Genomic DNA, 24,907 nt, shown 5'->3' with positions numbered 1-24,907 from the left:
AGGCATCTCCCGCCCCTTTTTTGGTTTTAGGCGACCTGCTGCTCGATCGCCCCGAAGATGCTGTGGTGGCGCTCGTCATCCATCCAGATACGCACCGTATCGCCCTTTTTCATAAAGGGGGTCTTGGGTTCGCCTTGAAGGATCGTCTCGACCGTCCGCACCTCGGCGAGGCAACTATAGCCGAGCCCGCCCTCGGCGATCGGCTTGCCCGGCCCTCCGCCCGCGTCGCGGTTCGACACGGTGCCCGAGCCGATGATCGTCCCGGCCCCGAGGTTGCGGGTCTTTGCCGCGTGCGCGATGAGAGCGCCAAAGTCGAAGGTCATGTCGACCCCGGCGTCGGCGCGGCCGAGCGGCGTTCCGTTGAGGTCAACGCAAAGCGTTCCGTGAAGCTTGCCATCGCGCCACCGGTCGCCAAGCGAGGCAGGGGTCACAAAAACCGGCGACATCGCGCTTGCGGGCTTGGACTGAAAGAAACCGAACCCTTTGGCGAGCTCGGCCGGAATCAGACCGCGCAGCGAAACGTCGTTGGTGAGCCCGACGAGCAGGATCCTGTCGCGCGCCGACCCCGCGTCGATGCCCGCCGGCACGTCACCTGTCACCACGACAACTTCAGCTTCCATGTCGCAGCCCCACGCCGGATCACCGAGCGGAATGGGGTCGCGCGGGCCCAGAAACCCGTCGCTGCCGCCCTGATACATGAGCGGATCGTGCCAGAAGCTGTCGGGCATCTCCGCCCCGCGGGCCTGCCGGACCAGCGCGACATGGTTCACATAGGCGCTGCCATCGGCCCACTGAAAGGCGCGCGGCAGCGGCGAGGCCGCGTCGCGCTCATGAAAGCGCTCCTTCGGGATCGCATCATGGTTGAGGTCCTCGGCCAGCGCGGCGAGCCGCGGGGCGACCTCGTCCCAATTGTCGAGCGCATTCTGCATCGTCGGCGCGATGGACGCCGCATCCGCGCACCAGGCAAGATCATCCGAGACGACAACGAGCCGTCCGTCGCGGCCGGCCTTGAGCGAAGCTAGTTTCACGCAATATCCTTTGTCTGCGATGCGCAGCAAAGCCGCCATCGCTTCAAAGGAAGTCGATGGTCAGCGGGGCATCTGGATCGATGCGAAACAGGTAAAGCCCGACTGGCCCGCCTGCAAGCGCCGGATATACTGGAGATAGGCCTGCGACTGTTCGTAGCTAGTGCCCGGCAGCGTCTGGCCGCGGAAGGCGCGCTTGACCTCTTCGCCGGTAAAGGGGCGCGGCGAACCGGGAAAGGCACCCTTGGTTCCAGCCGGAACAAGCTGGCCCTGGCCGTCGACATACTGGCCCGCCGCTGTAGCGCCGGGCACGGGTATCTCGCAGTTTATCACCGACACGGCGGTCTGGGCAAAGGCCGGACGGATCGTGAGCGCCGTCGAGACGCCCGCCGCGCCGAGCGCGAGCATCCTGCGGCGCGAGGGAACGGCCTCATCCGCCTCGCCGGTGCATCCGGCCGGAGTGTCGCTCTTTTCCATGCCCAAACGCATAGCCTATCCGCGCCCCGCGCGAAAAGGAAAAGCCGCAGGACCTCCGTCCCCATCCCGCTTTGGCACACTCGCGCGGCAAGGATTTAAGCTGCGCGAATGGCTTGCGCGTCAAGGCTGCGCGTGCGAGGCGCGAACGCGATGTTCGATCGCCTGTCCAGCCTGATCATCGCGCTGACGCTGATCGCAATTGCGGCGGTTCTCGCCGCGCTGGCGGGGGGCCAGCCACTCGCGGTCGCCCTCCTTTCCCTCGCCGGCTTCGCCGCGGCCGCAATCGTCTATGCAGCCGTGCCCGGGGCGGTGACCGATGCGCATGCTGCGACCTCGACCCTGCCCTCTTCCGCCCCCTCGTTGCTCCGCCACCCCGGCTTTGCGCGCTGGGCCGGCCACGAAACGGATCCGTTCATCGGTACCAGAGACAATGTCGTTACCTTTGCAAACGATGCCGCGGTCGAACTGCTCGGCCCCCATATCACCGGGGCCGACATCCGCACCGCGATCCGCCATCCCGCCGTGGTAGAATGGCTGGCAGACGGGGGAATGTCCGGGACTGCGCGGGAGGTAAGCCTCGTCGATTTCCCGCGCCCTGGCCAGCGCTGGACGATGCGCACCGCCGCGCTGCCGGAGGACGAGCGCATCATCATCCTCTCCGACCGCTCGGCAATCGACGCCGCCGAGCGGATGCGGTCGGACTTCGTCGCCAACGCCAGCCACGAGCTGCGCACCCCGCTCGCTGCTATTCTGGGCTATGTCGAGACGCTGCAGGACCCAAGCGGCGATGCCGATCCAGCGCTGCGCCGCCGCTTCCTCGCGATCATCGAGCGCGAGGCGCGGCGGATGCAGCAACTCGTCCTCGATCTATTGTCGATCTCGCGCATCGAGGCCGACCGCTTCCGCCGTCCCACCACGCCGGTCGATCTTGCGGCCGTCGTTGGAGACACGGTTGCGCAGCTGCGCGAAAGCGACGACGCACGCGCGCAGGATATTGTCCTCACGCGGCCCGGCGATCCTTTACCGATATTGGGCGATACAGCGCAGCTCGCTCAGCTTGCGCACAATATCATCACGAATGCGATGAAATATGGCCGCGCAGGGACGCCGATCATCGTCAAGCTCGAGCGCGCGGCCGGCCGCGTGCGGCTCAGCATCAGCGACGAGGGAGACGGTATCGCACCCGCGCACCTGCCGCGGCTCACCGAGCGCTTCTACCGCGCCGACGAAGCGCGCAGCCGCGCGGTGGGCGGAACCGGGCTCGGGCTTGCGATCGTCAAGCATATCAGCGAGCGTCACCAGGGCCAGCTCGACATCGCGAGCGAGGTCGGCCGGGGCAGCTGCGTATCGGTCAGCTTTCCGCCGGCGCAATGATGGCGCACAAGCGAAGGGCGGCAAGGTTTCCCTTGCCGCCCTCCTGGCGATAGGCGCGAAAAGGCGCGGATCAGCCCTGCGGGTCCGGAGCCGGCTCGTCGCTCGGAGCCGGAGCCGGCTGATCCGAAGGCGCGGGTTCTTCACCGGGCGCCGGAGCAGGCGCCGGCTCATCACTCGGAGCAGGATCAGTAGTCGGGGCAGGCTCCTCGTCAGGCGCCGGGGCCGGGGCCGGTTCTTCGGTCGGCGCGGGCGTGGCCGTTTCCTGAGCCATCGCCGCCATCGGCGCCATCACAAAGCTCGCCGCCACAGCGGACATCATCACAATCTTACGCATGGTTACTCCTTTGCATGAGGCGAAGGAGCCAAAAGAACGCCCCTCGCCGCAGGCCTGCCATTCCCCGCAGACCTCGGGAGTGCCAACGAGCTCTTTTTGCTCGGGTTCCCCGGCGCCGGGATGAATGCATCCATTTGCACGGCAAAGCGTTTTATCGTTTGAAACAAGGCGGATGGATCTCATGGCAATCGAATGCACAGCCTATCGCGACGACAAGGGCGGTCTTCACCCCACCCCTGAACGCGCGACGCTTGCCGACCTGGCGAGCGTCCTCGGCCGGGTCGGCGAAGAGGGCGGCATGACGGCGGGCGTTGCGAAGCTTATCTTTGAAAAGCGCGAGGATATCGAACGGGTCTTTGCCGAGCATGATCATATGCTGGCCGCGGCCGCGGCCGCGGGCGAGGCGGATGCGCATGGCGACGTGATCGCGCTGAAGGGAGCGGGGTAGAAGCGGCACGGGCCTCCCCCGGCAGGGAGAATGGTGGGCCCGGCAGGACTCGAACCCGCAACCTAGCCGTTATGAGCGGCCAGCTCTAACCATTGAGCTACAGGCCCCCGAGGGGTCAACGCGCGATAGCGGAGGCCGCGCCGCATTGGCAAGCCGCTTCACGCAATCGGCGGCTTTGCGCGCTCGGCCATTGCGATGATCCCGGCGGCGGTCGCCGCCTCAATGCCGCGGCGCGCGAGATGATCAAGGACCATATCCCACCAGCGATAGAAATGTTCCAGATCGGCAGCATCGCGCACATAGGGCGTGTTTCCCGGTTGCAGCGATGGCGAATGGAAGGAGAAGTTGAGCACGGGCAGCTGCTGGGCAATCGCGATGTCGATCGCCTCGAGCGCGCGCTCGGCGGGAATGCCCTCGGGGGTGAGCGCGATCCGCTCGACAAACCCAAAGCGCGCGAGCGCAGCGCGCGCACCGCTCTGCTCGAGGCGATGATAGACCGACGGTCCCAGGCGTCCGAGGAGGCCGCCAAAGACCGTCGTCACGGGGATTTCGAGGACCGCGCCCGCATCTGTCTCGACCCACCAGGGATGAAGCGGCGCCGCGCGATAGTCGGGGCCGTGACCCGCGCGATAGTCAAAACCCGCGCGCACTGAGGTGTCGCACCGAAAACCAAGTTCAGCAAGGAGCGCCGCGGTATCGGCGCCCAAGCCGTAGCGACCGGCCCGGTAGGCGAGCGGTGCAGCACCGAAGCGGTCGCGGATCGCGTCGCGCAGCCGTGTCATCTTGGCGCGTTGCAGGGCGCGCGGCAGATTTCCGGTGTAGCTGTTTTTCTCGTTCACCTCCTCCTCGTGGGGGGGATTGACCCAGGGGTGAAGCTGCGCCCCGATCTCGCAGCGCCCCTCCTGCGCCGCGCGGCCCAATATGTCGTGGGCGCGGTCATCGGTGACGATGGGCCAGTCGACCAGATAGATGGGCTGCACGCTGGCGCGCTCGAAATAGGCCTGGCACTCGGCGAGCGCAGGGACCGATCCAAGCGAATAGGCGGTACAGCTGAAGGGTTGGGACCAGTCGAAATCCTCTTCGGTGTCGATAGTCACCCAGAAACGCGGGCGCTCGCCGTCCGCGAGCCTCACCAGATCGGACGCCTGCGGAACATTGAACAAATTGCCCGCCGGCTGCACCGCTCTCTTCCCCCATGCATTCTTTCGGACTAGTCGCCCTGCGACGCGTCCTTTTCCGCCTTCGCCGGGTTGGCGGAGCGAAGGTGCAAGGTCAAGGCATTGTGCCCGATATCGAGTCGTCCGCCCGCGGCGCGCGCGAGGCTGTCGACGAGGCGAAGCGAAAAGCCGAGGCTCAGGATCGCCGCGCCCGGCGCCTCGCCCTCGGGACTATATCCAGGGTCAAGCAGTTCGGCGGCCGTTGCAGAGCGGATTGCGGTGGGGCGCACGATGCGCAGTTGCAGCATGTCGTCATGCTCGGGATCGGTCACGAGCTGGCCAATGACGGCTGCGCCGGGCTCGGACACATCGACCAGCGCGGTGACGAGACGGCCGACCATGCGCCGCGCGTCAGCGTCGCTGGTCCGTGCGCGGAAAGGCCCGCCGATGCGCGTGATGCTCACGCTCACCTGATGATCGTCGAGCAATCCGCCAAGGTCAGACTCGACCTGGGTGACGATGGCAGCAATATCGGCTTCCGCCTCGCCTGCCCCGGCTTCGGAAGAGGGGTTGGCGCTTGAGCGCGCAGCCGTTTCGAGATCGTCGATGATCGCCTGCACGGCCGCAGCATCGGCAACGATCGTCTGCGCCATTCGCCGATAGGATTGACTGACCGGGCCAAACATCTGCCCTGATAGGATCTGGGCAAACCCCGAAATCGCATTGAGGGGGCTGCGAAGTTCGTGGATCAACTGACGAATGGAGTCGCCCGCAGCATCGCCGCTCGCCGCGCGATAAGGCGTCTCGTTGCTTCGCGGTCGCCGCGCGCTCCCCCGATAACCCCTGAATTGTCCGGTCGCGGGCTCAAACCAAGGCAAGGCCGAGAAGCGCCATTCGCCGGCTTCCTCGGCGCCGCCCTCGAGAATGAGCCGCGCGTTGATCATTTCGGCGCGCTGCCGAAAAGCCCCGGCTGCGACGCCATCGACGCCGGGCTCACCCCCAAAGGCCGCCTCGGCGATCGAGAGCCCCACGATCGCACCGCGCGCAATGCCTTCGACCCAGTGAATGACGCCGTCCGGGCCGGTCTCGAACAAGAAGCCCTCGCGCTCCTTCGCACGAAGCCGGGGCGCCGCAGGCCGCGGACCGAGCGGCTGGCCTCGGCTCGACTGGAACTTGTCGATCCGCCGCACCAACTCGCTGATCTGACTGGGCGCGGCGTCATCTTTTGCCTCTTCCGCAGCGGCCGGGGGTTGCGGCAGCGCGACCGAAGCGCTGCCAAGCGCCGCGAGCGCGCGCTGCACCGGATCGGGCAGGTCGCCCCTCCCGGCAAGAACCGAGCGCGCCATCGGGTTCGTTGCCGGCAGCACCGCGAGCCAGTCATCCTCAGAAAGGCGCGCCTCGCGCATCATTGCGACCGACACGGCGGGTACATCATTGGCATAAAGCGCCACCAATGGGGCGAAGCGGCCATGGCGGGCCAGCGCGCGCGCGCAATCGCGGCGCACCTTCTCGGGAACTTCAGGCCGCAGCACCGCGAGCGCGTGGAGCGCGCGGCGCACATCCTCATCAGCCAGTTGATTGCCGCGCTGCGCCAGAATATCGGAGAGCTGACGCCAGGCAGCAATACGCGCCCGGCGGTCGGCCGGAGTCTGGCGCAAGATCGTTGCGATCATTGAGTCAGCAGTCACGCAAAGCAGGCCCCACACCCAGTTTCATTGGTTAGCGTAGAATTACCGGCTAGCGTGAATCCGCTGGTCATGAAAGCGCGTTAACCCTGTCGTCGCATTGTGGGACAATTGCAATCGCCTGAAATATAATTATGGTCTCCCGCGAGATTGGGAAGCGGAAGTTACAAAATGGCGAGCCAAAAATTCGATCAGATCGATTTGCAGATCTTGAGCGAACTGCAGAAAAATGGGCGAATGACCAACGTCGAGCTCGCTCAAATGGTCGGATTGACCGCGCCGCCTTGCCTGCGCCGCGTGCGCGCGCTCGAGGAGTCGGGCGTGATCCGTTCCTATCATGCCGATCTCGACGCAGCGAAGCTGGGGTACGGGATCACCGTTTTTGCCATGGTCAGCCTGCGCAGCCAGGCCGAAGCCGACCTTCAGGCGTTCGAGGATTATGTCGGCGGCCTGCCCGAGGTTCGCGAATGCTACATGCTCAACGGCGAAATCGACTTTCTGCTGAAAGTCGTCGCGCGCGACCTGCAAAGCTTCCAGTCCTTCCTCACCGCGCATCTGACCTCGGCGCCCAATGTGACGAGCGTCAAGACGTCACTGACCATTCGCACGGCAAAGCAGCTCGCCGGGATACCGGTTGAGGCCTGACGGTTAGTCTACGCGAACCAGACGAAAAAAGGGCGCCGCTCACAAGAACGGCGCCCTTTTTTCTTGGCTTGTCTGCCGATCAGCCGCCGGTGGCGGGCTGGGCGGCGGCGGGCGCGGGTGCAGCGGCCGGCGCCGCATCGGCGTTGAGCTTGGCGAGCCAGAATTTGGCAAGCGGCTTGCGCGGGCCGGTGACCTGCCCGAAGCTGGCCTTCGCGGCGGCCGCGTCCCCGGTCATCGCCTGCGCAACAGCGAGGCGATAGGTCCACAGGTCCTTGTCGCCGCCTGCGCTCAGCGCTGCCTGATAGAGCGGGATGGCCTCAGCGGCGCGGCCATAGCCGACGAGCGCATCGCCGGTCACGCCGGCGACCTTCGGATTCGAAAGCGTCGCGGGCTTCTTGGCATAGGCCGCGAGGGTCGATTCTTCATCGCCCGCGCGCTCGGCCTGGGTCTTGGCGAGCTCATCGAGATCGGCGTCGGCAGCCGGGATGACCCGCTTCGCCTTGCCCTCGCGGATGACTGCAACGACCTCTCCCGGCAGCGCCGCTTGCGATGCAAGCGCCGCATATTCCGCATATTCGCTGCGCTCCAGCAGCGAGTTCGTCGCACGCATCAGCCTTAGCGTATCGAGCGTGCGCTCCTTGTCGGCACCGCGAATGGCGATCATCAGCGTCTGGTGCCAGATCTGCGGCGTCGGATAGGATTGGACACGCAGCGCAAGCAGATCGAGCATCTCTTCAGTACGGTTCGCTTCCTGCAAGGCGCGCGCGGGGATCACGAACATCTGCTCGGAGGGCCGCTGGCCCGCGGCGAGCATTGTCGTGATATTTTCCTTTGCAAAGGCGACTGCCTTGTCGGTCTGGCCCGATTTTGCATAGCTGTCGAGGAGTGCGTCGGCGAGCGCAGGCTCGGTCGACCCGGCTGCACGTGCGGCCTCAAGCCGCTGCGCCGCCTTCGCATAATCCTTCTTCTGATAGGCGAACTGGCCAGCGAAGAAATTATAGATCGCCGCGTCTGCCGCAGGCACAAGCCCCGACTCAAGCGCTGTGTTTAGGCCCTGCTCCTGAAGCGCCTGATCCTTGTTCAGGATGCCAAGCTGCAAGGTGAAGAAGCCAAGATAATATTTGTCGTCGTTCGTCGTGGCCGCGCCCTGCCCCTCGGTGATCGCGGCCTGAAGAGCCGCCGCGTCCTTCTTCTTGAAGGCGGCATCCATCTTCTGGGCAAAGGGTCTGAAATCCTTGCTAGGGTCAAGCTGGGGGCCCTTGGCCGCCTCTTCCTTTTTCGGCTTTTCGCGCGCAGCCGCGGGAGCGGCGGCGGTCGTCATCATCGCGAAGCCTAGCACAGCGGCCATCGCCGTCGCGGGCATCGGGCGAAAACGCTTGATCATCGTGAAACTCTCCTTTGAATCGGCCGCCTTGCCCAGCAATCGCCGGTCCGGCCGCGGTTCGGTAACGCGGCTAAACCGCAAGCGTTGCCAAGGCAAGACGGCCGTGGTCGATATTGGGAATGTCAGGACGCGGCTGAACGGGGATTGAACCCGGTTTGTCGCGCAGCGCCTAGGCGAGGCTGTCGATCGCCTTATTGATCTGCCGCAGCACGGCGGGGTCACCCGGCGCGCCGGCCATCGCCTCTTCGGCAAGTTCGATCAGCGGAATGATACCGAAAGTGGCAGCAAGTCCCTTGAGACGGAGCGCCGCAATATGCCAGTTCGCGTCACAGCGGGCGCGCCGCATGAGATCGCTGAGGTCGCACGCGCTGGCCTTGAAGGCGCCGCGAAGGTCAAGCGCGATCGCCGGATCGTCGCCGACTGCGGCGCTCAGATACCGGTCGAGGGGGCCACTGTCGAAAGACATTCCACAGCCCTGTCACAACAGGGTTAAGTTTCCGTTTCGCCCGGCGCGAATGATAGGTAAGATGGTGGCATGACGGGGGAAAAGAAGATCGTCGGTTTGTGGCGGAATTCCGAGGCAAGCCAAGGTGCGGACGAGACGGCGTCCGCCGAAGCGGCTGCGCCTGACAGCCTGCCGCCCGCGGAACCGTCCGCGATGGAAGACGCGCCTGCCGAGCGCGGCTGGCTCGACCGTTCGGCGCTGGTTGAGGACGAAAGCGAGGAGGCGTCCGCCTCCCCCTCGCCCTGGCGCGAGCGTCTCCCGGTAATGCTCGTTGCAGCAGGCTTCATCTGGACCGGCTTCGCGCTCGGCGCCGCGACCTTGTGGTTCCGGCGCGCGCCGGCGCTTAGCGAATGGCCCGCGCTTGTCGCCACGGTCGCGATGCCGCTTAGCCTTCTTCTCCTGCTCTGGATGGTGGCATTGCGCTCGAGCCGCTCCGAGCAGGCGCGCTTTGCACGCGTTGCGGCCGCGCTGCGCGATGAAAATCAGGCGCTCGGCCAGTCGATGCATTCGCTCAGTCTCCACCTCGCCGACGCGCAGAAGCAGCTCGCCGAACAGGCGAAGATTGTCCAGCAGCTCGGGCTGGATGCGGTTGCCCGGTTGCACGAAAGCAGCGACAAGCTCGCGAGCAATGCGTCGGTCATCGCGAATGCGAATGACCAGCTGGCGCGATCGGGCGATGTCGCGATGCAGCGCATGGACGGACTCCTTGCCGGACTGCCGCGAATCGATGATGTCGCGCAGCGTCTCGCCGTCAATTTTCGCGAGGCGGGCCTCGTCGCGCACCAGCAAGGTGCAAGCCTTGAGGCGAAGCTTGCCGCACTCGCGGAAGAGGCAGCGAAGGCCGCGCAGACCGGCGAAGCTTCGGCCGCGAGCATCTCCGATGCGATCGCGGGGCTTCAGGAGCGCACGAAGGAGGCCGAGGCGAGCCTGCTCGCCGCCTCGGCGCAGGTGACCGGCGCGCACGGAACAGCGCTCGCCCAGATCACCAATTCTGCAGCATCTGCACGCGAGGAAATGAACGAAACCGTCGCAGCGATGGGCGAGAAGATCGAATCGACGTGGCGCCAATTTCGCGAGGGCGTGGCCGCCGCGGCCGACGAGATGGACACGCGGCTTGCCGCGGCGCGCAGCGCTGGCACCGAGATCGGCGATCAGATCGCGGGCCACGGCGCAGCGAGCGAAGCGCTTGCCGAGCGTATCAGCGCGCATGTCGCCGAGGTGAGCCAGCAGCTCGAAACTCTCGACGTCAGCGTTTCGGCAAGCACCGGCGTCATCGGCCGGGCGATCGACGATACGAAGGGCCAGCTCGCCGCCTTCATGACCGAGGTGCACAAGGGCAATGGTTCGGCGCGCGAGCTCATCACCCACGCCGAATCGCTCCTTCTCGCGCTCGATGCCGTCACGCGCGAGCTCGACGAGACACTGCCGCGCGCGCTCGACCGAATGGGCGCGCACGGCCAGACCACGCAGACCGCACTGGCGCAGATCAAGCCGATTCTCGAAGCTTCGGAGCTTGTTGCGCAATCGACGCTCTCGCACGTCAATGCTGTCCAATCGACGCTCAAGGCCAATGAAGAAAAGATGGCCGGTCATGCCGAAAGCCAGCAGGCGCTCGCCGAGCGGCTCAATGCCTCGCTCGCTGAAGCCGATGAGGCGCTCGCGAAGCTGCGCGCGGGCGCCGATGAATTTGCCGAGCAGGGCGGCGCGCGCATGATAGCGACCCTGGGCGAGGTGCGCACAACCGCCGACAGCGCCGCCGAAGAGGCGCGTCAGACGCTCGAAAAGCTGGTGGCCGGCGCGCGCGATGCGATGCAGGCGACCGCGACCGGGGCGCTCGACGCGGCGTTCAAGACCGAGGTCATGGCCCAGCTCAGCGCCATCGAGGAAGCCTCGCAGCGCGCAGTCGAGGCAGCAAATGGCGCCGCCGACCGGTTGATGCGCCAGCTCATCACGATCATCGACACCAGCGCGAGCGTCGAGCAGCGCGCCCGCGAGGCCGATCAGGCGATCGCCGCCTCGGATCGCGAGTCGCTCGCCAAACAGGCCGGGCTGCTCACCGAGGCGTTGAAGTCGACCGCGATCGACCTCACCAAGATCTTGTCGAGCGAGGTCAGCGATGCGGCCTGGGAGGCCTATCTGAAAGGCGACCGCGGTGTCTTTGCCCGGCGCGCTGTCAAGCTGGTCGAAAACAGCGAGGCCAAGGAGATCCTGCGCCTTTATCAGGCCGACGACAGCTTCCATGCCGCGGTCAATCAGTTCATCCACGATTTCGAGGCGATGCTCCGCCTGCTTCTGGGCGCGCGCGACGGATCGGCGATCAGCGTCACGCTCCTCTCGTCGGATATCGGGAAGCTCTATGTCGCCCTCGCACAGGCGATCGACCGGCTGCGCGGCTAAGGCAAGGTCCATCGCGTCGCTGCGGCGCGAAACATCGCTTCCTCATCTCCGAGCTTTGATCGAGGATCCCCGCTTTTCGCGGGAAAGAAGAGCCGCGCCAGCGAACCTATCGCGGCCCAGCGGACCGGCGGCTCCGGTCCCTAGAGCATCGTGCGTTTAATCGGACGCATAGCCGGCGGCTTTGAGGTAGTTCCAGCATTCTTCGGATGAATAGAGGTCGCAGATATTGCCCAGGACGCGCCAGAGGGCGTCGAAGCTGCGCGCTTCGCTGCGGCGCAGGTGAGCCTTGAGCTTGGAAAAGGCCATTTCGATCGGATTGAGATCGGGGCTGTAGGGCGGCAGGAACAGGAACCATGCGCCGCGCTCTTTGAGGATTGTCGCGGCCTTCTCGCTTTTGTGGCTCGAGAGATTGTCGAGGATCACGACGTCACCAGGGTTGAGCGTGGGCGCGAGCTGCGTTTCGACCCATGTCTCGAAGATGTCGCGGTTCATCGGCCTGTCGATGATCCAGGGAGCGACCAGGCCATCGTGGCGGAGTCCGGCGATGAAGGTCTGGGTTTTCCAGTGCCCGAACGGCGCTTTTGCCTTGAGGCGCGAGCCGTAGCGCGCTCGCCCGCGCAGGCGCGTCATCTTGGTCGTGGTTGCCGTCTCGTCGACGAAGATCAACCGATGCGGCTCTCGGCGCATCCGCGGCTGGCGATGTTGGCGCCAGCTGCGACGGCGCAGGGCAATGTCAGCGCGTGCGCACTCCCACGCCAGAAGCGTTTTTTTTGAAGGTAAATCCAGCAGCCAACAGCGCACGCGACAAGGATGCGGGATGGGCAACAACCCCTGTCGCCGCCTTCAGCCGCGTCGCCAGTTCGGGCATCGTGATGTCGGGCTGCGCCTCCACCCAGCCGATCAGCACCTCCATATGGGCCGCCAATTTACCGCCCCCGGCCGGCCGGCCCTGTCGCGCCGGTGCTGTCGAACCCGTCAACGCAACACGCTGCGACAGCTTCACCGCAAAGCTCGGGCTCACCCCAAAGCGGCGGGCAGCATCACGCCGCGAATGACCCGATCTTATATACCCCTCCACGCGATCGCGCAGATCTCTCGAATAAGCTTTCCCCATGATCCACCTCCTAACCCGGTGAATCACAACTCAGACCATTTGGGAATCCCCCGATTCCCATTTCCAGCGCGATGCTCTAGCCCTCGACCTCGCTGATATCCTCGAGCATCTCGGGGTCGAGCACCCGCACCCGGCCCTGATCGAGTGCGATGATTCCCGATTCTTCCCAGCTTCGCAGCTGGCGGTTGATATGTTCACGGCTCATGCCCGCGAAATTGCCGAGTTCGGTCTGGCTGAGCTCGACGCGCGCGACCGCGTCGGAGCTGTCCTTGCGCATCAGCCGCTTGAGGTAGCGCGCAAGGCGCGGGCCAGAAGCGTAGGCACGGTCGCTTTCGATCGTTTGATCAGCGGTGCGCAGCCGCCGCGCGAGCTGCTGCATCAGCGACCAGGCGAAATCGGGGTGACTGGTCACGAAGTCGCGCATCGCGTTGCGGCCGAGCTGAAGCGCTGAGCCGGCACTTGTCGCAATGACCGAAGCTGTCCGTTCGCCGCCGTCGAGGAGGGCAATTTCGCCGAGGACCGCGCCCGGTTCGGCATAGGCAAGGACGATCTCGCGCCCGTTTGCGGTGAGGAGCGAAACGCGCGCGCTTCCCTCCGTCAGGATCAGGAGGCTGTCGCCTTTGTCGCCCTGACTGAGCAGTTCCTTGCCCTTGGCGAACTGGACCTGCACCGCGCGGCCTGCGATATCGGCCCAGTCCTCACCAGTCAGGCCAGAGAAGATACTGTCGGGCCCCTGAAGTTCGGCGAGTTTCGCGTGATCCATTGTCCCTCTTCTCCCTCAATGGCGTCAGACCAGCCTGCTCTGCTTGACAGCCGCCTCGATAAAGCCCGCGAACAGCGGGTGCGGGTCGAACGGCTTCGACTTGAGCTCGGGATGGAATTGTACCCCGATAAACCACGGATGGTCAGGCCGCTCGACGATTTCGGGCAGCATGCCATCGGGGGAAAGGCCTGAAAAGACCAGACCACCCTTTTCAAGAGCATCGCGATAGGCGCCGTTCACCTCATAACGGTGGCGGTGGCGCTCGCTGATATCGCTCGCGCCATAAATGCTCGCAACATGGCTGTTCGGCGAAAGCTTGGCCGCATAGGCACCGAGCCGCATCGTCCCGCCAAGATCGGTATCGGCGCCCCGCTTCTGCAGCCCCTCGGCGCTCATCCACTCGGTGATCAGGCCGACGACAGGTTCATCGGTCGGGCCAAATTCGGTGCTTGATGCCTTTGCTATCCCGCTCGTGTTTCGCGCCGCTTCGATGCACGCCATCTGCATGCCGAGGCAGATACCAAGAAAGGGGACGCCGCGTTCGCGCGCAAAGCGGACGCTCGCAATCTTGCCTTCAGAGCCACGCTCGCCGAATCCTCCGGGCACAAGAATGCCGTGCAGCGGTTCGAGATTGGCCGCCAGATCCTCGTCACGCTCGAACATTTCGGCGTCGAGCCAGCGGATGTTCACCTTGACCCGGTGGGCAAGCCCGCCGTGTACCAGCGCCTCGTTGAGCGACTTGTAGGCGTCGGGCAAGGACACATATTTGCCCACCACCCCGATCGTCACCTCGCCCTCGGGGTGCTGCTTGCGGTCCATGATGTCGTACCAGGCCGTCAGATCGGGATTGGGCGCATCGTGGATGCCGAAGGCGCGCAGCACCTCCGAATCGAGCCCTTCGCCATGATATTGAACAGGCACCGAGTAGATGGAATCGGCGTCAAGCGCCGGGATCACCGCTTCCTTGCGCACATTGCAGAACTGCGCGATCTTCGCGCGCTCCCCGTCGGGCAGCGGCTTTTCGCAGCGGCAGAGCAGAATGTCGGGCTGGACGCCGAGCGAGGCGAGCTCGCGCACGCTGTGCTGGGTCGGCTTGGTCTTCAGCTCGCCGGCGGCCGCGATATAGGGCACCAGCGTGACGTGGACCGAGAGCGTATTTTCGCGTCCTTCCTCGTTGCGGAGCTGGCGGATCGCCTCGATGAAGGGGAGCGATTCGATGTCGCCGACCGTCCCGCCGATCTCGCACAGCACGAAATCGAGGTCGTCGGTCTCGGCGCGCGCAAAGGCCTTGATGGCGTCGGTGACGTGCGGGACCACCTGAACCGTCGCGCCGAGATAGTCGCCACGGCGCTCCTTGGTGATAATCTGCTGATAGATACGGCCCGAGGTCACATTGTCGCTCTGCCGCGCGGCGACGCCGGTGAAGCGCTCATAATGTCCAAGGTCGAGGTCGGTCTCGGCTCCGTCGTCGGTCACATAGACCTCGCCGTGCTGATAGGGGGACATCGTGCCCGGGTCGACGTTCAGATAAGGATCGAACTTGCGAATGCGCACGCGAAATCCCCGCGCCTGCAACAGGGCCGCGAGGCTTGCCGCCATCAGACCTTTGCCAAGGGAGGAAACCACGCCGCCGGTGATGAAAATGAACCGCGCCATGGGAGGAAAGACTTACTCAAAGGAGGGGTGACGGCGCAAGCCGTCGAATCACATGCGGCGGAAAAAATTCCGCCGCGCGAGGGGACCGCGACGCAGGGAAAGCGAGCGGTTATTTCTTGGCAGGATCGTTTTGAGCAGGCGTCTCGGTCGGTTGGCTCGCCGCAGCGGCCGCGGCCGCCAGCGGGTCGTTGGTCGCCGCCGGTGCGGCAGGCGCCGCGGGCGCCTGGCTCAGTGGTACCTGGGGCGCACTTGACTGCTGCGCGCTCTTCGACAGCGAGGTGTCGAGCGTCGTGCCGCTGCGCCCGACCGACGCCATCGCGGCGAGAAGAATCGACAGGCCCACAAAAAGACAGGCGAGAACCGTTGTCGCGCGGGTCAGGAAATCCGCAGCGCCGCGCGCCGAAAGCAGGCCCGCCGGGCTGCCCCCGACCCCCAATCCGCCGCCTTCCGACTTCTGCATCAGGATGACGCCGATCATCGCGGCCGCGACGACGGCCTGAACGACGAGCAGGAAGGTAAAGAGGCTGGACATCGAAATTTCCCGAAAAACGTGAATAGCCGCACGCAGGCCATGGTTGCACGCGCACATAGAGACGAAGCGGCGCAGCTTCAAGCCATAGCTGACCGTTCGCGCCGCCCCGCGGCCTTGCGATCCCGGCGCGCGCTGCCTGGGCGGAGGCGCGGCGTCAGGAGAGGCCGGCCGCCGCTTCGATGATCGGCACGAATTTCGCGGCGCTCAGGCTCGCCCCTCCGACCAGCGCGCCGTCGACGTCGCCCGCGCCAAGGAGGTCGGCGGCATTATCGCCTGTGACCGAGCCACCATACAGGAGACGCACCTCGGCCGCCCCGGCGCCGATCCGTTCGGAGAGCGCCGCGCGGATCGAGCCATGCATCGCAGCGACATCCTCGATTGTCGGAACGAGCCCGGTGCCGATCGCCCAGATGGGCTCATAGGCGATGGCAAGGGCTGCCCTCTCGAAATCGTCGGGCAAGGATTCGCGTATCTGCTTCAGCACATGATCGATCGCGCCGCCCGAATCGCGCACGGCGCGGGATTCGCCAACGCACAGGATGACGGCGAGACCCGCAGCGAGCGCTGCCTCGGCTTTCGCCTTCACGTCGGCGTTGGTTTCGCCAAACCCGTCGCGCCGCTCGCTGTGTCCGACGATGACGAGGCTCGCACCGGCATCGGCAAGCATCGGCGCCGCGACGGAGCCGGTAAAGGCCCCCGCGCTTTGCGCATGGCAGTCCTGCCCACCGACCGTGCCGCCCAACGCCGCCATCGCACCGATCAGCGTAAAAGGAGGACAGAGCGCAACATCAACGGGCGCGTGGTCCCTGGCCGCAGCAAAAATGGCCTCGGCCTCGCCCAGCCCCGCGCGCAGACCGTTCATCTTCCAGTTGCCGACCACATATTTGCGCCGTGCCATCGCTCCGCTCCATCACCGTTTGTTTCCGATGCTCAGGCCCCTAGCCGGGCGCGGTGGCGCTAGGCAAGCCGGGCAATGACAAGGCTTCCATCTGCGCTACTCAGGCTCTAAAGCAGCGCCCAACCGCGCCTTTGGCGCCCACTCGAAAGATTGCCCGCCCGATGATCACCGCGATCCGCAACCTCTTCTCTTCCGCGATCGGCAAGTTTCTCGCACTCGCCTTCGTTGTCCTGGTGGGCGTCGCCTTTGCATTGAGCGACGTCACCGGCAACTCGACCTTTGGCGGGCTTGGCGGTGCTACGGTTGCCGAGGTGGGCGACACCGACATCGGAGTCGGCGAGCTGCGCGACCGCGTGAATCTCGCCTATAACCAGGCGCGCCAGCAGCAGCCGGGGCTCACCAAGGCGGCGTTCGTCGAATCGGGCGGGCTCGACCAGGTGCTCGACCAGCTCATCGAAGGCGCGGCCTTCGAGCAGCTTGCGAAGAAGATGGGTTTTGGTGTCAGCAAGCGCCTCATCGACGGGCGCATTGCCGATCTGCCGATCTTCGCTGGCGTGTCGGGCCGCTTCGATCAGGGGGCTTATCAGGCATTTTTGCGCCAGAACGGGATCAGCGAGGCGCAGCTGCGCGGCGATGTGGCTCAGCAGGTGCTTCTTGAACAGATCGCCGAACCGATCGGCAGGATGCCCCGGGTGTCCGCGGCGATGGCACAGCCCTATGCCGCGCTGCTGCTCGAAAAGCGGCGCGGGTCGGCAACTTTCGTCCCCGCGAGCCCCTTTGCGCCCACCACCGATCCGGGCGATGCGGTGCTGCGCAAATATCTCTCGCAGAACCTCTCGCGCTATACGGTCCCCGAGCGCCGCGTGATTCAATATGCACTATTCGACCGCAGCGCCGTGCCGGTGCCCGCGGTGACCGACGCCGAGGTCGCCGATGTCTACAAGGCCAACGCCGCGCGTTACGCCGCGAGCGAGACGCGCCGTTTCGCGCAGGTGATCGCGCCCGACGAGGCCACAGCAAATGCGATCGCAGCCAAGGTGCGCAGCGGTGCCTCCCTTGCCGCAGCGGCGCAGGCGGCAGGGCTGTCCGCCGCGACCACGGGAGACCTTACGCAGTCCGCTTATGCGGCCACAACGAGCGCAGCTGCAGCCAAGGCCGGCTTTGCCGCCAAGCAAGGCGAGCTTCTCGGCCCGACGCAGACCGAACTCGGCTGGGCCGTGGCACGCGTCGAGAATATTACTGTCAAGCCCGCACGCACTGTTGCTGATGCGAGCGCCGAAATTCGCGAAGAACTTGCCAAGAACAAGGCGAACGAGGCGATCGTCGACTATTATAACGCCATCCAGGACGCTGTGAACGGGGGCGCCGCGATCGAGGAGGTTGCAAGCGACCGCAAGCTCCAGCTCGTCGAGACGCCCGCGCTGCTCCCCACCGGCCGTGCGCCGACGCAACCTGATTTTGCGCTTCCTCCCGAGTTGGCACCGATGATCTCACAGGCCTTTCAGGCGAGCGCGGAGGGCGAAGGCCAGCTCGCGACGATTACCGAGAACGAAAAGTTTGCGGTCTTCGCGGTGAAATCGATCGTCGCGGCCGCCCCGCCCCCCTTCGCGGAAATTCGCGCTGGCCTTCTTGCCGACTGGCGCCTTGCGGAGGGTCAGAAAGTGGCGCGCGACAAGGCGCGCGCGATCGTGAAAGCCGTTGAAGGCGGCAAGGACCTTGCGACCGCGGCGCGCGAAGCGGGTCCGAACGTCGGCTCGGTCCAGACGATCGGCGGCAGCCGCGCCGAACTCGGCCAGAATGGCCAGCCGGTGCCGCCCGAGCTCGCGCTTCTTTTCTCGATGGCACAAGGCAGTGTGAAGACGCTTGAACTCCCCGGCAATCGGGGGTGGATGGTCATCGCCCTCGGAGAGGTCGACCGGCCGAACCCCAAGGATATCGACCCCGCGCGCGTCGCTGCGATTGCGCAGCCGCTCGGCCCGGCGTTCGGCAACGAACTGGTCGGCCAGCTCGTCGCCGAGGCGAAGCGCCGCGCCGGCGTGAAGATCAACAAGGACCTGCTCGAGCAGCTGCGCAAGGAGCTGACCGGCACGGCGCCGGCGCAGTAGCCCCCGGGATGACGGCGCTCGAAGGCAGGGCCGCCGCGCTCGAGGCGCTGGCGCAGGGACGTGGCGCGGTGGTCTGGCAGCGCCTGATCGCCGACGTCGAGACGCCGGTGTCGGCGGCGCTCAAGCTGATCGAGGCGGGGCGCGGAGACTGGGTGCTCGAATCGGTCGAAAGCGGTGAGACGCGCGGTCGCTACAGCCTTCTCGGCCTCGATCCCGACCTGATTTTCGAGGTTGATGGCAACGCCGCGCGGATCAATCGCGACTGGCGCCATGACAAGGCTGCGTTCGTGCCCGTGGCGGGCCCCGCGCTCGAGGCGCTGCGGGACCTCGTCGCCGAATGCCGCTTCGACGTGCCCGCCGGACTGCCCAAGGCGCTCGCGACGCTCGTCGGCTTCTTCGCCTATGAGACCATCGGCCTCGTCGAGGAACGCGTGCCGCGCGCCCCCGGCGCGGGGCTTGAACTTCCCGACATGATCTTCGTACGCCCGACGACGATCCTCGTGTTCGACCGCCTCGCCGACGAATTGTTCCTCATCGCACCGATCTGGCCCGATGCAGGCGCGCCAATCGACCGGGTGATCGACGCAGCGCAGGACCGGCTCGACGGCATCGCCGCGCGGCTTGCAAGCCAGAGCGCGCAGACCCAGCGTGCGACCACGGACGCTGAGCCGGACGCGATCGTCCGCAACGCCGCGACCACGCCCGAGCGCTTTGCCGAAATGGTCCGCACCGCGAAGGACTATATTGCGGCAGGCGACATTTTTCAGGTTGTGCTCTCGCAGCGTTTTTCGACGCCGTTCGACCTTCCGCCGTTCGATCTTTATCGCGCACTGCGCCGCATCAATCCCTCCCCTTTTCTCTATTTCCTCGACCTTCCCGGTTTCGCACTGATCGGCTCGTCGCCCGAGATTCTCGTTCGCGTGCGCGACGGCGAGATCACTATCCGGCCCATCGCGGGCACCCGCCCCCGGGGCCGGACCAGCGCCGAGGATGCCGAGAACCGCGAAAGCCTGCTCGCCGATCCCAAGGAACGCGCCGAGCATCTGATGCTGCTCGATCTTGGCCGCAACGATGTCGGCCGCGCCGCCGAAGGGGGGAGCGTCACCGTCACCGACAGCTATACGGTCGAATTTTACAGCCACGTCATGCATATCGTGTCGAACGTCATCGGGCGCCTCGCACCCGACAAGGACGCGATCGACGCGCTGTTTGCGGGGTTCCCGGCGGGGACGGTCAGCGGCGCGCCCAAGGTCCGTGCGTGCCAGATCATCGCCGAGCTCGAAGCCGACGCGCGCGGGCCCTATGCGGGCGGCGTCGGCTATTTCGCGCCCGACGGCAATATGGACAGCTGCATCGTGCTGCGCACGGCGATCGTCAAGGACGGCGAAATGCACGTCCAGGCGGGCGCGGGCATCGTCGCCGACAGCGACCCTGCATATGAACAGCGCGAGTGCGAGGCCAAGGCGGGAGCGCTCTTCGCCGCTGCGCGCGAGGCGGTGCGGCTTGCGGGCACCCCAGGTTACGGGCAGTAGGGCATCATGATCCTCGTCATCGACAATTACGACAGCTTCACGTTCAACCTCGTCCACTATCTGGTCGAGCTCGGCGCTGAAGTTCGGGTCGAGCGCAATGACGCGCTGAGCGCTGCCGAAGCCATGGCGAGCGGTGCGGACGCGATTCTCATCTCGCCAGGCCCGTGCACGCCCAACGAGGCCGGAATCAGTCTCGAGCTTGTCGCAGCCTGCGCCGAGGCAAAGACGCCGCTGCTCGGCGTTTGCCTCGGACATCAGGCGATCGGCCAGCATTTCGGAGGCATCGTCCAGCGCGGCCATTTGATGCACGGCAAGACCTCGCCCGTCTGCCACGACGGGACCGGGCTTTTCGCCAATCTTCCCTCGCCGCTCACCGCGACGCGCTATCACAGTCTTGAAGTCGTCGAGATTCCGCCCGTTCTCGCCATCAACGCAACCAGCGACGACGGCGCGGTCATGGGCTTTCGCCATGTCGAGCTGCCGATCCACGGCGTCCAGTTCCACCCGGAAAGCATCGCAACCGAACACGGCCACGCAATGCTCGCCAATTTCCTCCGGATCGCCGGATTGCCGGTCGCCGAGCGGCGGGCGGCATGAGCCGCTTCGGCCCCTTCCCCGACCCCGGCGCGCTTCTCGGTCCCGACGAGGCAGCGCATGCTTTCGAGACGATGCTCGACGGAGGCGGCGAGGATGAAGAGGTGGCCGCCTTCCTTGCGGCCCTCTCGGACCGCGGCGAAACGATGGTCGAGATCGCCGCGGCCGCGCAGGCGATGCGCGAGCGGATGATCCCGGTCGATGCCCCCGAAGGCGCGATCGACGTTTGCGGCACCGGCGGCGACGGTCATCATACGCTCAACGTCTCGACAGCCGTGTCGATCGTGGTGGCGGCGTGCGAGGTCCCCGTCGCCAAGCACGGCAACCGGGCCGCGTCTTCGAAGGCGGGCGCCGCCGATACGTTGGAAGCGCTCGGCCTCGACCTCACGCGCGCGAGCGAGACAGCGGCGGCGCAGCTTGCCGATCTGGGCATCTGCTTCCTCTTCGCTGCGCACCATCACCCGGCGATGAAGCGCATCATGCCGATCCGCAAGGCGCTCGGCCGCCGCACCATTTTCAACCTCATGGGGCCGCTCGCCAATCCGGCCCGCGTCCGGCGTCAGCTCATCGGCATTGCGCGCCCTGCCTATGTGCCCGTCTATGCCGAGGCGATCCACCAGCTTGGCACCGATCATTCGCGCGTGATCTCGGGCGACGAAGGGCTCGACGAACTGTCGCTGGCGGGCGGCAATGAAGTCGCGGTCATCACCGCAGAAGGGGTGCGGATGCAGCGCAGCACGTCCGCCGATGCGGGCCTGCCAACGCACCCCATTTCGGCCATTCGCGGCGGCGATGCAGCTTATAATGCGAAGGCGCTCCGCGCGCTTTTGATGGGCGAGCACAGCGCCTACCGCGACGCGGTCCTTTACAATGCAGCCGAAGCCCTCGTCGTCGCAGGCCACGCGGAAACCCTTGTGGACGGGGTCGAGGAAGCCGCCGAGGCGATCGACAAAGGGCTCGCCAACGCGCTGCTCAACTGCTGGATCGCCTATAAATGAACAGACTGACCGAAATTCTCGCGACCAAAGCGGTCGAAGTCGCCGAGCGGCGCAAGTCGCGGTCCATCGCCGCGCTCGACGCCGTCGACGGCGGCGCTGTGCGCGGTTTTGCCGCAGCGCTCGAGGCAAGAATCGCCGCGGGCGGCCTCGGTCTCATTGCAGAGATCAAGAAGGCTTCGCCGTCCAAAGGGTTGATCCGCGAAGATTTCAACCCTGCCGAGCATGCACGCTCCTATGAAGCAGGCGGCGCGGCGTGTCTTTCGGTTCTGACCGATGCGCCCTATTTTCAAGGGCATGAGGAGTATCTGATCGCCGCGCGCACGGCGTGCAGCCTCCCGGTGCTGCGCAAGGATTTCATGATCGACCCCTGGCAGGTCGCCGAAGCGCGCTCGATCGGCGCCGACGCGATCTTGATCATCGTCGCCGCGCTCGACGACGGCGCGATGCGCGAGATCGAGGCGGCCGCCCGCGAACGCGGCATGGACGTTCTCGTCGAGGTTCACGACGAGGCCGAACTCGAGCGCGCACTTACCCGGCTCGAATCGCGCCTGATCGGGGTCAACAACCGTGACCTACGCACCTTCGAGACCGACCTTGCCGTCACCGAGCGCCTCGCAAAGCTGGTACCGGCAGGGACTCTCCTCGTCGGCGAGAGCGGCATTGCAACGCACGCCGATTGCGCGCGGCTCGCGGCAAACGGCGTCCATGCCTTCCTCGTGGGAGAAAGTCTGATGCGCCAGAGCGACGTCACCGCCGCGACCAAGGCATTGCTTGAGGGATGAGGCTCGGGCCTTGCCCCCTGCCCCTCACCGCTCCCCCCCTTGCCTTTTCTGCCCTGCGTTGCTTCGCTTACCGCGATGAAAGACAAACCGACTCACCTCGACGAAACGGGCGCAGCGCATATGGTGGACGTTGGCGCCAAGCCGGCGACTGAGCGGCTTGCGATTGCGGAAGGGCGGATCCGCATGGCGGCGGCGGCGCTTGCGGCGATTCGCGCCGGGAACATGCCCAAAGGGGACGTGCTTTCCGCCGCACGGATCGCCGGGATCATGGCGGCAAAGCGCACCGCGGATCTTATTCCCCTGTGTCACCCGCTCGCGCTTACCAAGGTGACGGTGGACTTTGCCTGGGAAGACGGCGGCATCCTGGTTCGCGCGAGTGCCGCGACAACCGGTCCCACGGGGGTGGAGATGGAGGCCCTGACCGCCGCCTCGGTCGCGCTTCTCACGCTTTACGATATGGCAAAGGCCCTCGACCGGGCCATGGTGCTGGAGGGCATCCGTCTCTTGGAGAAGAGCGGCGGCCGCTCAGGCGACTGGCGCGCCGAATGAAGCTGCTCTTGAGCGTCGAGGAAGCGCAGGCACGCATCTTGGCGCTCGCCGCACCGCTTGCACCCGAGAATATCCCCTTTACCGATGCGGTTGGCCGTTTTCTTTCAAAAGATGTCACAGCGCTGCGCGATCAACCCGCCGCCGCGCTATCGGCGATGGACGGCTATGCAATACGCTTCGAGGATCTTCCAGGGCCATGGTCGATCACGGGCGAGGTGGCTGCGGGCGCGATGCCGTCGCGCGCGATCGGTGCGCGCGAGGCAATGCGTATCTTTACCGGTGCAATGCTTCCCCCCGGCGCCGATACGGTGGTGGTACAAGAGGATGTCGCGGAAGCAGGCGCGGCCCTGGTGCTGACCGGCGAAGGCCCGGCGGCGCGCGGAAAACATGTGCGCGCGCGCGCTGGCGACTTTGCCGCGGGGACGTGCCTGCTTGCCGCTGGGGCGCGGCTTACGCCCGGCGCGATCGCGGCCGCGATCATGGCAGGCGCGCCTGCGGCAGCGGTAGGCCGCCGCCCCCGCGTTGCAATTCTGACCACCGGCGACGAACTCGTCCCGCCGGGTCATCCGCTTGGCGTGGGCCAGATACCCGACAGCAATGGTGCGATGCTCGCCGCGATGCTTAAGGAAGAGGCGGCCGAGGTGGGCCTGCCCCTTCATGCACCCGACGATCGCACGCTGATCGCGAATGTCCTGCGCGATCTTGCGCGACATCATGACGTCATCGTCACGATCGGGGGGGCCTCGGTGGGCGATCATGACCATATCCAAGGCGCGCTCGCCGGCGCGGGAGGGTCGGTCGATTTCTGGAAGGTCGCGATGCGACCTGGCAAGCCGCTCGTCGCCGGGACGATCGGCACGGCCGCTCTGCTCGGCCTGCCGGGCAATCCCGCTTCCGCGTTCGTCACCGCAACGCTGTTCCTCCTCCCTCTCGTCCGCCATCTCGCGGGCGCGCGCGCGCCGCTCCCGCTCGTCCGCCAGGCGCCGCTCGCAGCGCCGCTCGCGGCGGGTGGCGAGCGGCGAGACTATTTGCGCGCCCGTCTCGATGCAGACGGCCTCACCCCCTTTGCCTCGCAGGACAGCGGCCAGACCGTTCCGCTCGCCGCCGCCAATGCGCTCGTGATCCGCGAGCCGCGCGCGCCCGCGCGCGCGCCGCTCGAAAGCGCTGACTATATCGCGATTGCTTGACAAGTTCCGCTCTGTTCCACTATCGTTCTCCTTATGTCCGGCGAGCCACTTATGGAGATCGAGTGATGTTGACCGCTAAGCAGCACGAACTGCTCCACTTCATCCAGCAAAGGCTCGACGCCAGCGGCATTTCGCCCTCGTTCGAAGAGATGAAGGAGGCACTGGGCCTCAAGTCGAAATCGGGCATACATCGCTTGATAAGCGCTCTTGAAGAAAGAGGATTCCTGCGTCGCCTCCCGAACCGTGCGCGCGCGCTGGAGGTCTTGAAGCTTCCCGAAGCTGCAAGGGCGAAGGCGCCGAGCGACCATAATGTGCTGCCGCTGCGCAAGCCTGCAGCGGCGCGGCCGATCGCTGCGAACGACATCATCGAGGTTCCGCTTCACGGCCGTATCGCCGCGGGCGTGCCGATCGAGGCCTTCGAAGATCACAACCAGCTTTCGGTTCCGGCCGCGCTCCTGGGTTCGGGCGAGCATTATGCGCTTGAAGTTTCGGGCGACTCCATGATCGAGGCGGGTATTCTCGACGGCGATTATGCGCTGATCCAGAAAGCCAGCACCGCCCGCGAAGGCGACATTGTCGTCGCGCTGGTCGACGGGCAGGACGCGACGCTCAAATATTTCCGCCGCGAGGGCCGCATGATCCGCCTCGACCCGGCGAACAGCGCTTACGAGCCGCAGCGCTACGAGGCCGAGCGCGTCATGGTTCAAGGGCGACTTTCCGGGTTGCTTCGCCGCTACCACTGACCTCGAGCCTCCGCCGCCGCCAA

At 65.8% G+C, this 24,907-nt stretch carries 24 protein-coding genes and 1 tRNA gene; 12 read left to right on the top strand and 13 right to left on the bottom strand.

Annotated features, from left to right (window positions below):
* Nucleotides 1-26 precede the first annotated feature (26 nt).
* Nucleotides 27-1,028 carry a fumarylacetoacetate hydrolase family protein gene (locus LH20_RS09805; protein ID WP_053556212.1) on the bottom strand — a complete coding sequence of 334 codons (1,002 nt, stop codon included), beginning with the start codon at nt 1,026-1,028 and terminating at the stop codon, nt 27-29.
* 60 nt (nt 1,029-1,088) lie between these two features.
* On the bottom strand, nt 1,089-1,502 hold the full coding sequence (locus LH20_RS09800) for a hypothetical protein (RefSeq protein ID WP_053554036.1): 414 nt from the start codon (nt 1,500-1,502) through the stop codon (nt 1,089-1,091).
* Nucleotides 1,503-1,652: 150 nt separating this feature from the next.
* Between LH20_RS09800 and LH20_RS09795 the strand changes: the two genes are divergently transcribed.
* Entirely contained in the window at nt 1,653-2,876 is a 1,224-nt protein-coding gene (locus tag LH20_RS09795; protein ID WP_053556211.1) for a sensor histidine kinase, read from the top strand.
* Nucleotides 2,877-2,946: 70 nt separating this feature from the next.
* Here the strand turns inward: LH20_RS09795 and LH20_RS09790 are convergent, their stop codons facing one another.
* The gene (locus tag LH20_RS09790; RefSeq protein ID WP_053554035.1) at nt 2,947-3,210 is read right to left on the bottom strand and encodes a hypothetical protein; all 264 of its coding nucleotides are present in this window, start codon (nt 3,208-3,210) and stop codon (nt 2,947-2,949) included.
* 172 nt (nt 3,211-3,382) lie between these two features.
* On the opposite strand from LH20_RS09790, the gene LH20_RS09785 reads away from it, so the two are divergent.
* Entirely contained in the window at nt 3,383-3,658 is a 276-nt protein-coding gene (locus LH20_RS09785) for a hypothetical protein (protein WP_235527172.1), read from the top strand.
* A 31-nt stretch (nt 3,659-3,689) separates the two neighbouring features.
* On the opposite strand, the gene LH20_RS09780 is transcribed toward LH20_RS09785, so the two are convergent.
* The 3 genes from LH20_RS09780 to LH20_RS09770 form a co-directional block, all read right to left on the bottom strand.
* Nucleotides 3,690-3,765: transfer RNA gene (locus LH20_RS09780), tRNA-Ile, on the bottom strand.
* A 51-nt stretch (nt 3,766-3,816) separates the two neighbouring features.
* Nucleotides 3,817-4,839 carry a polysaccharide deacetylase family protein gene (locus LH20_RS09775; protein ID WP_053554034.1) on the bottom strand — a complete coding sequence of 341 codons (1,023 nt, stop codon included), beginning with the start codon at nt 4,837-4,839 and terminating at the stop codon, nt 3,817-3,819.
* 29 nt (nt 4,840-4,868) lie between these two features.
* Nucleotides 4,869-6,473, bottom strand: coding sequence for a histidine kinase dimerization/phospho-acceptor domain-containing protein (locus LH20_RS09770; protein ID WP_235527171.1), 1,605 nt, complete (start codon nt 6,471-6,473; stop codon nt 4,869-4,871).
* A gap of 198 nt (nt 6,474-6,671) precedes the next feature.
* Here LH20_RS09770 and LH20_RS09765 point away from each other — a divergent pair, with 198 nt between their 5' ends.
* Nucleotides 6,672-7,145: an Lrp/AsnC family transcriptional regulator gene (locus tag LH20_RS09765; RefSeq protein WP_053554032.1), complete on the top strand. Its 474-nt coding sequence runs from the start codon at nt 6,672-6,674 to the stop codon at nt 7,143-7,145.
* Between the two features lie 79 nt (nt 7,146-7,224).
* Here LH20_RS09765 and LH20_RS09760 read toward each other — a convergent pair whose 3' ends face one another.
* Both LH20_RS09760 and LH20_RS09755 read right to left on the bottom strand, forming a co-directional pair.
* Complete coding sequence (locus LH20_RS09760; RefSeq protein ID WP_053554031.1) at nt 7,225-8,529, bottom strand: hypothetical protein; 1,305 nt, start codon at nt 8,527-8,529, stop codon at nt 7,225-7,227.
* 169 nt (nt 8,530-8,698) lie between these two features.
* Complete coding sequence (locus LH20_RS09755) at nt 8,699-8,995, bottom strand: hypothetical protein (RefSeq protein WP_053554030.1); 297 nt, start codon at nt 8,993-8,995, stop codon at nt 8,699-8,701.
* Between the two features lie 69 nt (nt 8,996-9,064).
* On the opposite strand from LH20_RS09755, the gene LH20_RS09750 reads away from it, so the two are divergent.
* The gene (locus LH20_RS09750; RefSeq protein ID WP_053554029.1) at nt 9,065-11,431 is read left to right on the top strand and encodes a hypothetical protein; all 2,367 of its coding nucleotides are present in this window, start codon (nt 9,065-9,067) and stop codon (nt 11,429-11,431) included.
* A gap of 156 nt (nt 11,432-11,587) precedes the next feature.
* Here LH20_RS09750 and LH20_RS22905 read toward each other — a convergent pair.
* The 5 genes from LH20_RS22905 to tpiA form a co-directional block, all read right to left on the bottom strand.
* Nucleotides 11,588-12,545, bottom strand: a protein-coding gene (locus LH20_RS22905; RefSeq protein WP_144423556.1) for an IS630 family transposase whose coding sequence is annotated in 2 segments (ribosomal slippage) — nt 11,588-12,224 and nt 12,223-12,545 — 960 coding nt in all. Because the reading frame shifts where the segments join, the coding sequence is not laid out codon by codon here.
* 76 nt (nt 12,546-12,621) lie between these two features.
* Entirely contained in the window at nt 12,622-13,308 is a 687-nt protein-coding gene (locus tag LH20_RS09735) for a Crp/Fnr family transcriptional regulator (protein ID WP_053554026.1), read from the bottom strand.
* Between the two features lie 24 nt (nt 13,309-13,332).
* Nucleotides 13,333-14,964, bottom strand: coding sequence for a CTP synthase (locus LH20_RS09730; RefSeq protein ID WP_053554025.1), 1,632 nt, complete (start codon nt 14,962-14,964; stop codon nt 13,333-13,335).
* A gap of 109 nt (nt 14,965-15,073) precedes the next feature.
* A complete protein-coding gene (gene secG / locus LH20_RS09725; protein WP_053554024.1) occupies nt 15,074-15,496 on the bottom strand; it encodes a preprotein translocase subunit SecG in 423 nt (140 codons plus the stop codon).
* A gap of 154 nt (nt 15,497-15,650) precedes the next feature.
* Nucleotides 15,651-16,394, bottom strand: coding sequence for a triose-phosphate isomerase (gene tpiA, locus LH20_RS09720; RefSeq protein ID WP_053554023.1), 744 nt, complete (start codon nt 16,392-16,394; stop codon nt 15,651-15,653).
* 161 nt (nt 16,395-16,555) lie between these two features.
* Between tpiA and LH20_RS09715 the strand changes: the two genes are divergently transcribed.
* From LH20_RS09715 to lexA, 8 genes are all read left to right on the top strand, one after another.
* On the top strand, nt 16,556-18,499 hold the full coding sequence (locus tag LH20_RS09715; protein ID WP_053554022.1) for a peptidylprolyl isomerase: 1,944 nt from the start codon (nt 16,556-16,558) through the stop codon (nt 18,497-18,499).
* An 8-nt stretch (nt 18,500-18,507) separates the two neighbouring features.
* Nucleotides 18,508-20,031: an anthranilate synthase component I gene (gene trpE / locus LH20_RS09710; RefSeq protein WP_053554021.1), complete on the top strand. Its 1,524-nt coding sequence runs from the start codon at nt 18,508-18,510 to the stop codon at nt 20,029-20,031.
* A 6-nt stretch (nt 20,032-20,037) separates the two neighbouring features.
* Nucleotides 20,038-20,628 carry an anthranilate synthase component II gene (locus LH20_RS09705; protein WP_053554020.1) on the top strand — a complete coding sequence of 197 codons (591 nt, stop codon included), beginning with the start codon at nt 20,038-20,040 and terminating at the stop codon, nt 20,626-20,628.
* Nucleotides 20,625-21,623: an anthranilate phosphoribosyltransferase gene (gene trpD / locus LH20_RS09700; protein ID WP_053554019.1), complete on the top strand. Its 999-nt coding sequence runs from the start codon at nt 20,625-20,627 to the stop codon at nt 21,621-21,623. Before LH20_RS09705 ends, trpD begins: the two co-directional genes overlap by 4 nt.
* Nucleotides 21,620-22,405, top strand: a complete 786-nt coding sequence (trpC, locus tag LH20_RS09695) for an indole-3-glycerol phosphate synthase TrpC (protein ID WP_053554018.1) — start codon at nt 21,620-21,622, stop codon at nt 22,403-22,405. Before trpD ends, trpC begins: the two co-directional genes overlap by 4 nt.
* Before the next feature lie 75 nt (nt 22,406-22,480).
* On the top strand, nt 22,481-22,954 hold the full coding sequence (gene moaC, locus LH20_RS09690; protein WP_053554017.1) for a cyclic pyranopterin monophosphate synthase MoaC: 474 nt from the start codon (nt 22,481-22,483) through the stop codon (nt 22,952-22,954).
* Nucleotides 22,951-24,141 (top strand): molybdopterin molybdotransferase MoeA, encoded by a 1,191-nt coding sequence (locus LH20_RS09685; RefSeq protein ID WP_053554016.1) that lies wholly within the window; start codon nt 22,951-22,953, stop codon nt 24,139-24,141. The genes moaC and LH20_RS09685 overlap by 4 nt, the downstream gene beginning before the upstream one ends.
* A 65-nt stretch (nt 24,142-24,206) precedes the next feature.
* Nucleotides 24,207-24,884, top strand: coding sequence for a transcriptional repressor LexA (gene lexA / locus LH20_RS09680; protein ID WP_053554015.1), 678 nt, complete (start codon nt 24,207-24,209; stop codon nt 24,882-24,884).
* Nucleotides 24,885-24,907: the final 23 nt, after the last annotated feature.

It is taken from the genome of Sphingopyxis sp. 113P3 (assembly GCF_001278035.1).
Taxonomy (GTDB): Bacteria; Pseudomonadota; Alphaproteobacteria; order Sphingomonadales; family Sphingomonadaceae; genus Sphingopyxis.
Note: the sequence above shows the minus strand (reverse complement) of the source record. Positions and strands in the feature narration are given on the sequence as shown.